9 protein-coding genes and 4 pseudogenes are annotated in these 14,753 nt (G+C 61.4%); 9 read left to right on the top strand and 4 right to left on the bottom strand.

The features are described from left to right. Positions 1-1,290 (bottom strand): MFS transporter, encoded by a 1,290-nt coding sequence (locus AB4O25_RS21985; protein ID WP_460149973.1) that lies wholly within the window; start codon positions 1,288-1,290, stop codon positions 1-3. Positions 1,291-1,474: 184 nt separating this feature from the next. Between AB4O25_RS21985 and AB4O25_RS21980 the strand changes: the two genes are divergently transcribed. The 5 genes and pseudogenes from AB4O25_RS21980 to AB4O25_RS21960 all read left to right on the top strand — a co-directional run bounded on the left by AB4O25_RS21980 (position 1,475) and on the right by AB4O25_RS21960 (position 7,276). After that, positions 1,475-2,893 (top strand): short-chain fatty acid transporter, encoded by a 1,419-nt coding sequence (locus tag AB4O25_RS21980; RefSeq protein ID WP_460149972.1) that lies wholly within the window; start codon positions 1,475-1,477, stop codon positions 2,891-2,893. A 319-nt stretch (positions 2,894-3,212) separates the two neighbouring features. After that, complete coding sequence (locus AB4O25_RS21975) at positions 3,213-3,533, top strand: hypothetical protein (RefSeq protein ID WP_017529952.1); 321 nt, start codon at positions 3,213-3,215, stop codon at positions 3,531-3,533. 80 nt (positions 3,534-3,613) lie between these two features. Further along, a pseudogene (gene acpA, locus AB4O25_RS21970) lies at positions 3,614-5,313 on the top strand (acid phosphatase). Between the two features lie 121 nt (positions 5,314-5,434). Next, positions 5,435-6,605 (top strand): annotated as a pseudogene (locus tag AB4O25_RS21965) (hypothetical protein). A 147-nt stretch (positions 6,606-6,752) separates the two neighbouring features. Continuing rightward, positions 6,753-7,276 (top strand): annotated as a pseudogene (locus AB4O25_RS21960) (SET domain-containing protein-lysine N-methyltransferase). On the opposite strand, the gene can reads toward AB4O25_RS21960, so the two are convergent. Further along, on the bottom strand, positions 7,273-7,917 hold the full coding sequence (can, locus tag AB4O25_RS21955; protein ID WP_003188288.1) for a carbonate dehydratase: 645 nt from the start codon (positions 7,915-7,917) through the stop codon (positions 7,273-7,275). The pseudogene AB4O25_RS21960 and the gene can sit on opposite strands and share 4 nt — an antisense overlap. Positions 7,918-8,056: 139 nt before the next feature. On the opposite strand from can, the gene AB4O25_RS21950 reads away from it, so the two are divergent. Continuing rightward, positions 8,057-8,461, top strand: coding sequence for a serine kinase/phosphatase (locus AB4O25_RS21950; RefSeq protein ID WP_460149971.1), 405 nt, complete (start codon positions 8,057-8,059; stop codon positions 8,459-8,461). Positions 8,462-8,529: 68 nt separating this feature from the next. On the opposite strand, the gene rimI is transcribed toward AB4O25_RS21950, so the two are convergent. After that, positions 8,530-8,982 (bottom strand): ribosomal protein S18-alanine N-acetyltransferase, encoded by a 453-nt coding sequence (gene rimI / locus AB4O25_RS21945; protein ID WP_017529957.1) that lies wholly within the window; start codon positions 8,980-8,982, stop codon positions 8,530-8,532. Beyond that, positions 8,975-9,718 carry an energy transducer TonB gene (locus AB4O25_RS21940; protein ID WP_065877353.1) on the bottom strand — a complete coding sequence of 248 codons (744 nt, stop codon included), beginning with the start codon at positions 9,716-9,718 and terminating at the stop codon, positions 8,975-8,977. Before AB4O25_RS21940 ends, rimI begins: the two co-directional genes overlap by 8 nt. A gap of 187 nt (positions 9,719-9,905) precedes the next feature. Between AB4O25_RS21940 and mksB the strand changes: the two are divergent. From mksB to mksF, 3 genes and pseudogenes are all read left to right on the top strand, one after another. After that, a pseudogene (gene mksB / locus AB4O25_RS21935) lies at positions 9,906-11,182 on the top strand (Mks condensin complex protein MksB). Continuing rightward, entirely contained in the window at positions 11,172-11,879 is a 708-nt protein-coding gene (mksE, locus tag AB4O25_RS21930) for an Mks condensin complex protein MksE (protein WP_017529960.1), read from the top strand. Before mksB ends, mksE begins: the two are co-directional and overlap by 11 nt. Beyond that, positions 11,876-14,716, top strand: a complete 2,841-nt coding sequence (mksF, locus tag AB4O25_RS21925; RefSeq protein WP_460149970.1) for an Mks condensin complex protein MksF — start codon at positions 11,876-11,878, stop codon at positions 14,714-14,716. Before mksE ends, mksF begins: the two co-directional genes overlap by 4 nt. Positions 14,717-14,753: the final 37 nt, after the last annotated feature.

Raw genomic sequence — 14,753 nt, 5'->3', positions numbered from 1 at the left:
TTAGGCCGCCAAGGCGTGGCGCTTGCCAAACAACGCCACACTGCCCACCCCAACCGCGCCCATCACCACGCAGTACCCTACGCAAATCCATGGGCTGGTGGGCATCAGCGCGATCAGCATCAGCGGTGTGGTGCTGGCCCACAGCGCGTAGGCAATGTTGTAGGTGAAGGAAATGCCCGACACCCGCACCTGCGCGGGGAATAAACCGACCATCACCGAGGGCACCGCGCCCACCACGCCGCAACTCAAGCCTGCTACGGCGTACGCCGCGCCCAGCCACACTCCGCCGCTGATCAGGCTGGCATACAGGAGAAAAATCCCCAGCGGCAGCAGCAGGCTGTACACCAACACCGCGCGCCAGGCGCCGATGCGGTCCACCAGCAGGCCGGCGAGCACGCAGCCGATATTCAGGAACACGATGCCCTGGGCGCTCAGGGCGAAGGTGTGGCCAGGGCTCATGCCGAAGGTTTTTTGCATCATGGTCGGGGTGATGACGACGAGGACGACCACTGCGGAGGTAAGCACGCAGGTGAGGATCATCGCCGGTAGCAGCACAGCGCGGTGGTCGCGCAATACGGTGCGCAGCGGGAGTTCAGCCGCCGCCTGGCGGCGCGCCTGCATTTCGAGGAACACCGGGGTTTCGCTGAGCCAGCGGCGCAGCCATACGCCGATCACGCCGAACACACCGCCGAGCAGGAAAGGGAAACGCCAGGCGTAGTCGAGGATTTCGGCAGGGGTGAAGACTTGCGCCAGCAGCGTCGCGGTCAAGGCGCCAAGCAGATAGCCGAAAGTCAGGCCGGCCTGCAGGAAACCCAGGGCATAGCCTCGGTGATGACGCGGGGCGTGCTCGGCCACGAATGTCCAGGCGCTGGGCACTTCGCCGCCCACCGCGGCGCCTTGCAGCACGCGCAGCACCAGCAGGATCAACGGTGCGAAATAACCGATTTGCGCGTAGGTCGGCATGATCCCGATCAGTAGGCACGGCAGCGCCATCATCAGGATGCTCAGGCTGAATACGCGTTTGCGTCCCAGGTGATCGGCAAAGTGCGCCATCAGGATGCCGCCCAGCGGGCGCGCCAGGTAGCCGGTGACGAAAATGCCGAAGCTCTGCAGCAGGCGCAGCCACTCGGGCATTTCTGGCGGGAAGAACAGTTGGCTGAGGGTCAGCGCGAAAAACACAAAAATAATGAAATCGTAGATTTCCAGGGCGCCGCCCAAAGCGGCCAGGCCCAGGGTTTTGTAGTCGGAGCGGGAAAAACGCTGCGCCTGTGGGACAAAGGTGGCAGTCATGTGCAAGCTCGGTAGACAGACAAAATGGCGTGCAGGTTATGAGCTGAGCCGGGGGATGGCAATCGCTGCAGATATATTTGTTTTCCTCATGGATCGATGAAGATAACTGCATTCCAATATCAATGGGCGTGGAGGAACATGCGCGAAAACTGCCGCCCCATAATAAATACAAGAGGTACGACTCGTGGCCGATGCTATCGAAGAAAGCCGCTATGCCCGATTTGCCCTGCGTTGCTCCAACTTCGCCGAACGCTGGTTCCCTGACTCCTGGGTGTTCGCCGCTCTCGCGGTGATCATTGTCGCGGTGGCGACCCTGAGCATGGGCGCCGCGCCCACCGAGGCCGCCAAGGCGTTCGGCGATGGTTTCTGGAGCCTGATCCCGTTCACCATGCAGATGGCCTTTGTGGTGATCGGCGGTTACGTGGTCGCCAGCTCGCCGCCGGCGGTGAAGCTGATTGACCGCCTGGCGCGCATCCCGAAAAACGGCCGCTCCGCCGTGGCGTGGGTGGCGTTGATCTCCATGCTCGCCTCCCTGCTCAACTGGGGCCTGTCTCTGGTGTTCGGTGGCCTGCTGGTGCGGGCGCTGGCCCGTCGCACGGATTTACGCATGGACTACCGCGCGGCCGGTGCCGCAGCTTATCTGGGCCTCGGCGCGGTATGGGCGCTGGGGTTGTCGTCGTCGGCCGCGCAATTGCAGGCCAACCCGGGCAGCTTGCCGCCATCGATTTTGTCGATCACCGGGGTGATCCCGTTTACCGAGACCATTTTTCTGTGGCAATCGGGCGTGCTGTTGCTGGCGTTGATCGTGGTATCGCTGATCATCGCCTACGCCACCGCGCCCGGCCCGAACAGTGCGCGTGACGCCAAGGCCTGCGGTGTCGACCCGGCCTTCAACTTACCCAAGCCGCAAGCACCGAGCCGCCCCGGCGAATGGTTGGAACACAGCCCGCTGCTGACTATTTTGCTGGCGCTGCTGGCGGCCGGTTGGCTGTTCCATGAGTTCTCGACCAAGCCGGCGATCAGCGCCATTTCGGGGCTCAACACCTATAACTTCCTGTTCATCATGGTCGGCGCGCTGCTGCACTGGCGCCCGCGCAGCTTCCTCGATGCGGTGGCCCGCGCGGTGCCCACCACCACTGGCGTGCTGATCCAGTTCCCGCTGTACGGCTCGATCGCCGCGCTGATGACCGTGGTCAAGGGCGGCGACGGCCAGACCCTGGCGCACCATATCTCGACCTTTTTCACGTCCATCGCGTCCCACGACACTTACGCGCTGCTGATGGGCGTGTACTCGGCGGTGCTGGGGTTCTTTATCCCGTCGGGCGGCGGCAAGTGGATCATCGAAGCGCCATACGTGATGCAAGTGGCCAATGACCTGCAATACCACCTGGGCTGGTCGGTACAGATCTACAACGCCGCCGAAGCGCTGCCGAATTTGATCAACCCTTTCTATATGCTGCCGCTGCTGGGCGTGCTGGGGCTGAAAGCGCGGGACTTGATCGGATTTTCGTTTGTGCAGTTGCTGGTGCACACGCCGTTGGTGCTGTTTTTGTTGTGGGCACTGGGGACGACGTTGAAGTATTTGCCGCCGGTGATGCCTTGATCAAAGGACAACGCACCTGTTGAAGGTTTCACAGTTCACCTCGGTGCTATCCATCATCGAGCCAGTCTAGCAGCGCTGGCTGCCTGTAGACACAGGCAGCCCATCGCATCCTTGCTACCGCCTTGGTATAGGTGAGACTTTGCATTGATCTTCGAAAAATACACCGATGCTTTTATACAATCGACGCCTGCAAAACTACTTTTCGAGTTGAACGCACAGGTTTGTCCCACTCAACACGATGGCAACCCCTGACTTTTTTCCTCAACGCCTGTGATTAACCTGACGCGGATGATTCCTCACACAACACCAAGGAAATCCGATGACCCCGTTATCCAAGACGCTTGAAGAATTGCTCAGCGCTATTTACCAGGACGATAACGTGTCGTTCGTTGAATACAGAACCCTGCGAGACGATGCAGACCGCCGCATGTCTGCCGTTATCAAAGAGTTTGGCCTGCACAACAATGTCACGGCCTTTCAAAAAGCCATCGACGTTGCGATGCAGCTACTGCAGACCAGCGTCATCGACGCAAAGAAAAACCAGCTGACCGACACTGGCGAAGCCATCGTCAAGGATGCCCTCACCGCGCAGGTCGAGTACTTGCGGGCCGGCAGCCAACTGGCACTGCGGTTGCTGTAATCGTCTGTCTCCGTTCCGTCACATTGCATTGCTACCGTCCTGCGAAATATCTTGCAACAACTCGCCAAGGACTCTCCGCAATGAGTGATGAGCACGAAGACCGCCCTTCCTCCGATTCCGCCATCCAACCGGCGGTAGACACCAGCCGTCGACGCTTCCTCGGAGGCGCGGCGGTGCTGGGGGTTGGCGCGACCTTGAGTGCCTGCGGCAATACCAGCGAAACACCGGGCAAACCGGTGGCGCGGCCGCTGACCTCACAAGAACTGGATAAAGCCCTGCACGACCAGGTGAAAACCGTGGTGGTGATCTATGCCGAGAACCGCAGTTTCAATAATTTATTTGCTGACTTCCCAGGCGTTGAGAAACCACTGTCGGCCCTTAAGGCCAACGATTACCAGCAACGCGACCGCAATGGCAGCGTCTTGTCCACCCTGCCCCCGTCCTGGGGCGGCGTACTGCAGGTGGGCCCGCAAACGGTGGACGGGGTCACGTACCCCAGCGAAGTACAATTCCAGGAAAACCTGCCCAACGCGCCCTACGCCCTCAAAGGTCCAAATGGCGAAGACCTGCCCTTGAGTCTGGTCACCCGCGACCTGTGGCACGTGTTTTACCAGAACCAGATGCAGATCAACGGCGGCAAGAACGACGGCTTTGTCGCCTGGGCCGATTCCGGCGGCCTGGTGATGGGCCATTACGCCCAGAGCCGTTACGCCCTTCGCCTGTGGGACGTGGCCAAGGAGTTTGTGCTCTGCGATAACTTCTTCCAGGGGGCGTTCGGCGGCTCGTTCCTGAACCATCAATACCTGATCAGCGCCACCGCGCCGGTGTACCCGAATGCCGCGCAATCGGTGGCCAAGGCCCAGATCGCTACGCTGCAAAGCGATGACCCGACCGATACGCGCCTCAAGCCCCTGGACAAATCCCCGGCCAGCGCCATGACCGGCCCACCGCAGTTCGGCCCCAGTGCGCTGACCCCGGACGGTTACGCCGTGAACACCCTGGCCCCGCCCTACTGGCCGACCTGGATTCGCGACCCGGACAATCCGGATTTTGCCAAGCCCGACCTGCCCAACGTACTGGTACCGCAAACCCACGAGCACATCGGCGACAAACTGTCGAAAAAGAATGTGGACTGGGCGTGGTACGCCGGCGCCTGGCAGGCGACGCTGGATCAGTTCAAGGACTCGGGCGGCATCCCGAAAATCCCGAATTTCCAGTATCACCACCAGCCGTTCAATTACTTCAAGCAACAGGGCCCGCACAATCGCGCCGAGCGTGACAAGCGCTTGCGCGACGGCGGCCTGGGCGATGAGTCCAGCACCAACAGGTTCTTCGCCGATGCCCAGGCGGGCAAGCTGCCGGCCGTGACCTTCTACAAGCCCCAGGGCAACTTGAACATGCACGCCGGTTACGCCGACATAGCCTCGGGCGACCGCCATATCGCGCGCGCCCTGAAAGTACTGCAGGAAAGCCCGCAGTGGAAAAACATGGTGGTGGTGGTGACGGTCGACGAAAACGGCGGCTGGTGGGACCACGTGGCGCCGCCCAAGGGCGACCGCTGGGGCCTGGCACACGGGTTCCGGCGCTGGTGGTGTCGCCGTTCGCGCGCAAAGGCCTGGTGGACCATACGGTGTACGACACGGCGTCTATCCTGCGTTTGATCACCCGAGTATTCGGGCTGGAGACCCTGGATGGCCTCAAGCAGCGCGATGACGCCATGGTTGCACGCGGGCAGAAACCCATGGGCGATTTGAGCAACGCTTTGCAGTTCAGCGTGTAGGACGCTTATCCAATAGCGACATGCCCGACGATTTAGCACGCGGTTTTCCTGGTCAACCGCTACTGTGTGAAAGTGGGCTTTCAACCCGCGCAGACGGGCTTTCGCTGACAAGGAATCAACTATGTTCAAACCGACCAGGCTCTGCCCTAGCCGTGGCCGCACTGATAGGCAGTGCGGTCGTACAGGCGGACATCGACGTACCACTGGGCAGCACGCAACGCGTCACTCAGTTGTTCGCTTACCCCAATAACTGCAACGTGATCTGCTATCGGCCCTGGACGCTGGAGCAGACCGCCGAGCACTATCTGAACCAGAGTGTGCAGCGCGACGGCTACAGCCGAGCCAAAGTCAGCGTCAAGGTCCATGACGGGCAGGTAAAGGCCACCTTCAGCGGCGTGCCCGACAGTTATGGCCAGCCCCTGACGAAGCTGCTCGATACGGCCGACCTCGCCTACCAGGGCGCCAGCAAGCTCAACAGCGACGGCAAGTGGGCCTATAACTGGTACCTGTTCCTGCCGCTGGGCATGGCCCTGGAAAATCGCAAAAGCATCGAATTGCTGCACTTTCCGCCGGACTACTCGCTGACCCAGGCCCAGGACTACCTGGAGTCCAAAACCACCGACCGCTGGGCTGACTTGCTCACCACCAACGGCGTGCCTGCCACCGAAACCCCGGCCTACCAGACGATCATCGATATCGCCCCTATCGCTGCGCCCTCCAATGCGGGCAAAGACCTGGAGGGCCTCTACAGCTATTTCACCGACTACCAGACGCGCATGGTCAAGGAACTGAGCCTGGGGCCCACCGGCTCGTTGCCGATGGTCGCGTTCGGCGCGCCGGTGCGCAGCTGGGTCAAGCAACAATACGGGCAAACCGTGGGCGTGCTGGGCCTGGCGCAGATCAGCCCCGAGGACGGCAAAAGCGTTTCGGTATTGGGCGCCAACCATCCCAGCTATATCTGGTATGCGGCCGACCCCGCAACCTATGACGGCAACGAGCAAAAGGCCGACGAGGCTGGTTTGAAGGTGATGGGCCAGGATTTAAGCGCGGCTTGCTGGCAGGCAGGAATGGGTCAGAAGCCGGCGAGCGACCCGAATGTACTGCTCAAGGCCTGCATGAACACCTGGCAAGTCACGCGCAAAGAGCAGACCTGCGAGTTGTTCTACACCTCGGTACGCGACTTGAGCCCGGAGCAGGCGAATGCCAAATGCGCTACGCCAACCATCAAAAACCAGTTGAAACAGCTCAAGAACGCCGCTCCAACCCCCGCAATCACAGCGCCAGCGCTCTAAGCTGCCAAAAAAATGATCGGTTTCTACTGTCATATTTGACAGTAGAAATCGAATCCAACTTCAGCCAGCCTTAACACGCGCCTATCCGCTGCAAGACTGGAACTCAGCTATCACCCGCAGGTCGATGCAGCCTCACCAAGGAGAGTTATGAAAACTCAAGCCATGGATAAGGTTAAAACGGCTGTGGGTGACTGTCTTACCCCTTCAAGACGCTGCTTATTGAACAAGGCTACCCCTCGAGCGCGCAATTCAGTGTCGTGCCAAGCGTCGCTGACCAAGGCGGCGGAGTCCGGGCTCGCCGAGCCCTGGACGGGCGCATACGCATCGCCAACGTCTCCGGCTATGTCGTGGGCGAACGCCGCCTGCACACGTTGCAGCTATCGCCGCGCATCCACTTGTACGATTGTTGGTTCTGCGGCCTGTTACAGCATTCGTGCAACCCGAATGTGTTTTTCGACACCACGTACCTGGAGCTCTGGACCCTGCAGCCTATCGCCGCCCGCGCCCCGCTGACCCTGGACTACGCCAGCACCGAGGACGTGCTGTTCCGGCAGTTCGCTTGCGATTGCGGCGAGCTGAACTGCCGGGGCTGGATCACCGGTAGCCAGGAACCATTGAACGCCGAAGGGCAGGCATTCATGGCCCAGTGGCGGATGCGCAAACGCCCTTAGGCTTCGCCCAAGGGGCGCAGGCGGTATTGCGGCGGCAGCTGCTCGAAGCCACTGATCGTGGTGTTCAAGCTTTTCCAGCGACCGTCCTTGATCCCGTAGATGCATCCATGGATCGACAGGCTCTGCCCACGGTGCCAGGCGTTTTGCACAATGCTGGTATGACCGACGTTGGCCACTTGCTGAATCACGTTCAGCTCGCACATGCGGTCTACGCGCTCTTCTTCGGTTGGCAGTTGGGCCAGCACGTCGCGGTTTTCGTAGTAGAGGTCGCGGATGGTACGCAGCCAGCCGTCGATCAGGCCGAACTGGCGGTCCTGCATCGAGGCACGCACGCCGCCGCAGCCGTAGTGGCCGGTGACGAGGATGTGTTTGACCTTGAGTACATCGACCGCGTACTGGATCACCGACAGGCAGTTGAGGTCGGTATGCAGTACCACGTTGGCCACGTTGCGGTGCACAAACAGATCACCGGGCAGCATGCCGACGATCTCGTTGGCCGGCACACGGGCATCGGAACAACCGATCCACAGGTATTCCGGGGTTTGCTGGCGGGCGAGCTTGGCGAAGAATTCGGGATCTTCCTGTTTGATCGCATCCGCCCAGCGTTCGTTGTTATCAAGCAGGTCTTGTAATTCGTTCATCAGGGAAAGCCTCAGGAATGATGCGCAGGTGTGTGACTGACGAGCCTTCGTCCGGGTCACGCCGAGCGCCAATTAGCTTGAATCTTTGGGTAGCTGTGCCTGTCCACACACTATAAGCCCCACAGTATGAGGATTGGCCATGACTGAATCACGACGTCCCTACGGCGCTACGCAACCCGAACCGATTGATGACAACGAAGACCGCATGGGTGAAGTGCGCGAGCTGGATTTTGACGAACAAGACCAGACAGCAGAGATCGGCGACGAACTGCCAGGCCGCGAACGCGACCTGTTAATGCCCGACGAACGGGTGCGCGAAGCCGGGCTGACCGGGGCCTCGGTGGATGACCATGAGTCGACTGATGACGACATGAGCCCGGAAACGCTGATCCAGGAAGACGGTGCGCGGGATGCGCGCGAGGAAGGTGAAGCCGGCGGCGCCGACTACGACTTGAGCGTTGTCGGTGAAGATGACATCGGCGGTGGAAACGGATTGGACGAGGCCGAGCTGGCCGATCTGGACCCGCTCAACGCCAAGCGCTGATTGAAATGTGTGAAAGGGGGCTTGCTCCCGATAGCGGGAGCAAGCCCCCTCCCACAGGGTTCGTGTGCTTAATCGACCAGGGTGCAAGCCATCACGACGGCGTCTTCACGCCCACCCACGGCGGGGTAGTAATCGCGCCGACGGCCGACCTCGTTGAAACCGTAACGCTCGTAGAGGCGAAACGCGCCGGTATTGCTGTCACGCACTTCCAGGAAGCACTCCCGGGCGTTCGCCGCGTAGGCGCGGGACATCAAGTGTTCCAGCAACGCCAGGCCCAGGCCACGGCCCTGGTTTTCCGGCTTGACGGTGATATTCAGCAAATGCGCTTCATCGAGGATGATCTGCACCACGCCATGACCCACCTGCTGCTCACCTTCGAACATCAGCCAGATCTGGTATTTGCCCAAGCCGTCCAGAAAGATGCCGCGTGTCCACGGATGGCTGAACGCGGCGTATTCGATTTTCAGCACGGCGTCGAGGTCGGCCTCGGTCATCGGGCGGAAGGATAAAGCCTCACTCATCGGTTGTTTTCCAGCGCGCCATCAGCCGGCGCATGGCTTGCCAGACATCAGCCTTACGCTGTGGCTCTTCCATTAATAATTCCAGGCCCGGCAGGGCCCACACCGAACCCAGGCCTTCTACCTGCAGTTCGCGGTACCAGGCTTCGGCATTGGCTTCGCCGGCAAAGCGCACGGCGGGCAGGCCGATCAGCCACAGGCACACACAGGGTTCGTCTTCCAGGCGCGCCGAAACAAAGCCTTGTACAAAATCCCGCGCCGCTTCGGGGCCCTGGTCCATGGTGCCGCGCGCCAGCAGCGGCCAGCGCACCGGGTCACCGACGATTTGCGGGCTGTCGGGCAGGCCGGCGGCGCGCAGCATGTCTTTGAGCAGCATGTAGGCGGGGTCGCGGGTCTGGAAGCGCTCGCCGGTGGGCAGCTCCACCAACAGCAGGCAACGCCCGGCCCGCAGCAATTGCAGGGCAAAACGCGGCGGCGGTACCACCGGCGCCTTGGCCACCGGGGCCGCCACTTCGGCGATCGCCGGCTTGGCCATCGGCGCCGGACGCGGCACCTCGACCCTGGCCCGTTCAACCGACGGACGCACCTGCGGCTCCGGCTTGACCAGCGCCACCGGCGCCGCCGCCTCCTCGCCCGAGACCGCGAACGCCTCATAGGGCTCAAGCGCCTGCAACAGCTCGGGCCGCGACGGCGCGGCAAACGGCAGTTCGGTGCGGGGTAGCCAGTTGACCACCTGCATGGCGGTCAAGTAGGCGCGACGTCGGGACTCGATAAGCACAGCTCGGCCACTTGTGGATAAGTAAAGAGCGGGGATTCTACCGCTGTTCGGTAACAATCGCCCACTGCGCACTGACCGGCTGTGGATAAATCCCGCGCCTGATGCAGTACAATCGCGACTTTTAATCGCCAACCAGCCGGCCATTCCCATGATCGAACCCAAGCGCGTCCTGCGCGCCCTCGCCGAACACTGGGCCTTACTTGAGCCACTGTGCGAACACTTCGACCAAGGCACCCTGAGCCTCGGCGAGCTGCGCGCGCAACTGGCCGCCCAACAACTGGACAGCACGCCCCAGGACATCACCAGCCTGCTGGACGTGTGGATCCGCCTGGATATCCTGGTACCCGTCGCCAAAAGCCCGAACCGTTTCGAGCTCAACGCGCAGATCCACGATTTTCTGGCGTACCTGCGCAAGGAGCACCGGCTTGGCCTGTGCCTGGAGATCGAAGCCTACCTGCGCCACCTCGAACGCCTGGCCGGTTATATCCAGGACGCCTTTGATATCCGCGACGGCCACGACCTGGCGCGCCAACTGCGCCTGTTGGATATGCGCGTGCGCGACGTACTGAAAAAACTCGCCAACGACGAGCAGGCTCTCGCCGCCGTGGCCGACCGCGCCAAGACCAGCGACCGCCAGATCCCGTTGCGCCAGCGCTACGCCGAAGTCCTGGCGACCTGGGACGAATACGTCGAACCGATGATCCAACTGGTGAACGCCGACGGCGCCTTCGAGCAAGGCGTGCGCAAGGTGGAAAACGTGCTGCTGCGCCTGCTCACCGAGCAACAGCGCCTCGGCCACCTGGTGGACGACGACATGCTGCTGCGCACCCATGCGCGCATCCTCGAAATGCAGACCAGCGCCCAGTTGACCTTGCGCCATGCGCGCGAGCTGTTGTTGCCGCTGCGTGAAGAAGCGCGCCGGCACAACGCCGTGACCCGGGGCGCGGCGCTGGCCCTGTCGGCCATCCGCCGTAAAGGCCTGGACGCGGTGCCGCAAGCGGCGATGCCGATGTTTACCCGGCCGCAAAGCACCTTCCTCGGCAGCGCCAGCCAGGTCGAAGCCTATGTGTATGCGCTGGCCAATTTCGAGCCGAAGCCGGCGCGCTTTCCCAAGGCGCACAAATCCCACAAGGGCGAAGCCCAGCGCCGCCGCGTACGGTCAAGGAAATGCTTGAGCGTTGCGAAGACGCGTTGCCGATGCCAGACCTGATGACCTGGCTGCTGGAGCAGGAACCGGACGGCGCCACCGACGAATTGCTGTACTGGTTCTCGCGTCTCTCGCGAGAAAAACGCTTCAAGCGCGAACGCCTGGAACGCCGCGACTACCACACACACGAGCACCAGGTCAGCCTGCGCTCATTCGCCCTGCTCCCGGCCACGCCTGACGCCGCCGAGCACTCTGCGAGTACACCTCATGCATCTTGATTTATCCGAACTGTCCCAGTTGGCGCCGATTTTTCGCGAGCTGTTCAAGGGTTACCACGTCAGCCGCCGCGACCCGGAGCTGTACGCGCAACTGTCGAACTTCCAGGACCAATACCGCACGTTGTTCAAGGCCCTGGGCTTCGAGCTGGTCTGCGATACCCGTGGTTTCTATTACTTCGTGCCGGACACCGCCGTGGCCGCTGCGCAAGTGAACAAGACCGCCCAGCGCCTGGCACTCTTCACCTTCATCATCGTCGAGCACCTGGCCGACCAGGGCCGTGACCCGATCGCCGTGCTCGACGGTGGCAGCCTGGGCCGTGATGAACTGCCGTCCCTGCTGGAAAAGTACCGCGACCTGTTTATCCAGGCCGAAGTGCAGACCCAGGAAGAACTCGAAGAGAAAATCATGCGCCGCATGACCCAACTGGGTTTTGCCAGCGAAGACAACGGCATCTATCGCTTTCTGCCGCCGATGCACCGCTTCCTCGACGTGTGCCTGTCGGTGCAGCAGGACCGCGACCTGGCTGCCAGCGTGCACAGCGTGTTGCCGTTGCCGGCGCCTGTGATCATCGACGAAGACAGCGATGAAAAACTGCTGAAGACCGATGACCCGCTCGACTTGAGCGACTTTGCAGAAGAAAGCGAAGAAGACGCCCTGGCCCGCGCCATTGCCGAAGAACAGGAGACCGATGCATGAGCAAGGAACGCTACGGCATCCGCCGCTTCGCCCTATTGAACACGGCCGGTTACAGCCTGGGCTTGTTCCCGCTGGAAGAACCGCTGTCAGTGTATGGCGCCAACAACCTGGGTAAATCGGCGTCGATCAACGCCTTGCAGTTCCCGATCCTGGCGCGCATGTCGGACATGAGTTTCGGCAAGTACACCCTGGAACAATCACGGCGCTTCTACTTTGCCACCGACACCAGCTACATCCTGGTGGAAGTTTCCCTGCCCCACGGCCCGCATGTGATCGGCGTGGTCGGGCGCGGCCCGGGCGGCGGTTTCGGTCATCAGTTTTTCGCCTACGCGGGCAAGCTCGACCTGGCCCACTACCAGAAGAACGACACTTGCCTGCGTCAGAAAGAGCTGTTCACCAACCTTGAGCGCGAGGGCCTGAAAGCCTACGAACTCAAGCCCGATGAGCTACGCCGCTTGCTGGTGGGCGGCCACACGTCGATCCCGCTGGACCTGACGCTGATCCCGCTGCGCTCCACCAGTGAGCAGAGCCTGAAGACCTTCCGCGCGCTGTTCATCAACTTGCTGCACATGCGCGAAATCACGGCGGCCAAGCTCAAGCAATTGTTCCTGGATGCGTTCGAACACAGCCTGCGCTCCGGCAGCGTGGACTACATCGCCGCGTGTGAAGAAGCCTTCCGCGATGTGCGACGCATGGAACAGGACTACAACTCTCTGGTCGCCGCCGGACAGTTGGTAGAAGCGCTGGCCAATGGCGTGAAGCAGCGCGACATCCTGCGCGGCAAACTGCATCGCCTGTCGCCGCTGCTGGATTCGCTGCTGGGGACCTGGTCGGACTACGCCAGTGCGCGCAAGGAAGAGCTGACCATCCAGGCCGAGCACTACCGTAACGAGCAGGACGCGCTGCAGAACGACCAGCGCGGCGGTACCCAGGAGCTGATGCGCCTGGAGCGCGAGATCAGCGGTATCCAGCGTTGGCTGGGCGAATTGTCGGTGCTCAAACATCGCTTTGCGCTGGTCGATGACGTGAAGGTGCTGGAGCAACAATTGCTGGCGGCCAAGGATGCCCACGATGAGCTGGCGGGCGCTTTGGCGCAGTCGCGGCAGTTCAGCGCCGAGGATCTGGATGAGCGCCTGCGCGATCTGGAAAAACGCTTGAAGTCGGTCAGGCAGCAGCTCGATCACGCGGACAACAACAGCTACGCCAAGCTGCGCGAAGAATTCTCGCAGCAGGATGTCGAGCGCCTGATGCGTCTATTCAACAGCTCGTTGTTCAGCCTGCCGTTGGGCGAGCATGGCATCACGCTGGATGAGGACGGCCAGTGGGTCAAATCCCTGGAGCAGATCCTGGATGGCTTCAAGGGCGAGCGTTTTGAAGTGCCGGGGTTGTCTATCGACATCTCGCACATCGAGCCGCCTGCGTTGCAGGCCCTGGCGGACCGTGCGGCCTTGCGTGATCAGAAAGAGCGCCTGGAAAAAGAACTCAAACAGCTGAAAACCCAGCAAGCGGTCGCCTCTGACCGTGCTGCCAGCAAGACCCAGACTGAAGCGCTGTATCAGCAAGTGCTGGACGCGCAAAAAGCCTTGGAAGATTTCCGCCGCGCGCAAACCTTGAGCGCCGAAGAAGGCGAGAAGCTGGAAAACCTGGCGCAGATGGAAGCGGCCCAGGATGAGTTGAAGCGCTCCAGCGATGCCTTTACCGAACGCGTCCAGCAATTGTCGGCCAAGCTGCAACTGGTCGGCCGCCAGATCGGTGATATGGAAGCCAAGCAACGGACGCTGGATGACGCCTTGCGCCGTCGCCAGCTACTGCCGGCGGACCTGCCGTTCGGCACGCCACTCATGGACCCGGTCGACGATTCCATGGACAACCTGCTGCCGCTGCTCAACGACTACCAGGACAGCTGGCAAGGCTTGCTGCGCGCCGATGGCCAGATCGAGGCGCTGTACGCTCAGGTACGCCTCAAGGGCGTGGCCAAGTTCGACAGCGAGGATGACGTTGAGCGTCGCCTGCAACTGCTGATCAACGCCTATGCGCATCGTACCGACGAGGCGCTGACGCTGGGCAAGGCTCGCCGTGCGGCGGTCACCGATATCGCGCGTACCTTGCGCAATATCCGTAGTGACTACGACAGCCTGGAACACCAGTTGGCGTTGTTCAACCGCGAGATCAACAAACGCCAGGTGTCCAACCTGCAGAGCTTTCGCATCGTACTGGCGCCAAACAAGGAAGCCCTCAAGCATATCGACCAGATCATCCACAGTGCCGGTCAGTATGAAGAAGGCGAAACCTTGTCGGTATTCGACCTCAGCCAGAGCGCAGAACAGGACAACAAGAACGAAGAGGCCAAGGAGTACCTGGCTCGTCTGGTAGCGGCCAACCATAACCAGTTGGGCCTCAAGGACCTGTTCGAGTTGGCATTCGAGATCACCAAGGTGCATGGCCAGCCGGTGATTCACACCGACATCGATGGCGCGGCGTCCAACGGTACGACCATGACCATCAAGGCGCTGACCAACATGTACTTGTTGCTGCACTTGATGGACCGCGACCAAGCCGGTCGCGTGCGTTTGCCGTACTACCTCGACGAAGCGGCAGACATCGACGAGAAGAACCAGGCGGCACTGCTGGAAACCAGCCTGCAACTGGGCTTCGTGCCGATTCTGGCGAGTGTGAAGCCGCAGGTATCGGCGCAGGTGGCGATCGACCTGGAAGGCGGCAGCGGACCGAACGGGATCTACATCGATGAGGCGGACTGGAAGTACATCCGTCGTCACGATGTGGTGAAGGCAACGATGAATGTGCAGGCGGATGAGCCGGAGCTGGATGAGGTCTGACGTGTTGCGCTGAAATGCAAAAGGCCGCGATCTTATG

Source organism: Pseudomonas sp. S3_A03, from assembly GCF_054668275.1.
This window is presented reverse-complemented; position numbering and strand designations above follow the sequence as displayed.

What these genes read in the sequence shown, in the direction of transcription:
- AB4O25_RS21985 (WP_460149973.1), bottom strand. Translation starts at nt 1,290, where the DNA reads ATGACTGCCACCTTTGTCCCACAGGCGCAGCGTTTTTCCCGCTCCGAC.
- AB4O25_RS21975 (WP_017529952.1), top strand. Translation starts at nt 3,213, where the DNA reads ATGACCCCGTTATCCAAGACGCTTGAAGAATTGCTCAGCGCTATTTAC.
- can (WP_003188288.1), bottom strand. Translation starts at nt 7,917, where the DNA reads ATGAACGAATTACAAGACCTGCTTGATAACAACGAACGCTGGGCGGAT.
- AB4O25_RS21950 (WP_460149971.1), top strand. Translation starts at nt 8,057, where the DNA reads ATGACTGAATCACGACGTCCCTACGGCGCTACGCAACCCGAACCGATT.
- rimI (WP_017529957.1), bottom strand. Translation starts at nt 8,982, where the DNA reads ATGAGTGAGGCTTTATCCTTCCGCCCGATGACCGAGGCCGACCTCGAC.
- AB4O25_RS21940 (WP_065877353.1), bottom strand. Translation starts at nt 9,718, where the DNA reads ATGCAGGTGGTCAACTGGCTACCCCGCACCGAACTGCCGTTTGCCGCG.
- mksE (WP_017529960.1), top strand. Translation starts at nt 11,172, where the DNA reads ATGCATCTTGATTTATCCGAACTGTCCCAGTTGGCGCCGATTTTTCGC.
- mksF (WP_460149970.1), top strand. Translation starts at nt 11,876, where the DNA reads ATGAGCAAGGAACGCTACGGCATCCGCCGCTTCGCCCTATTGAACACG.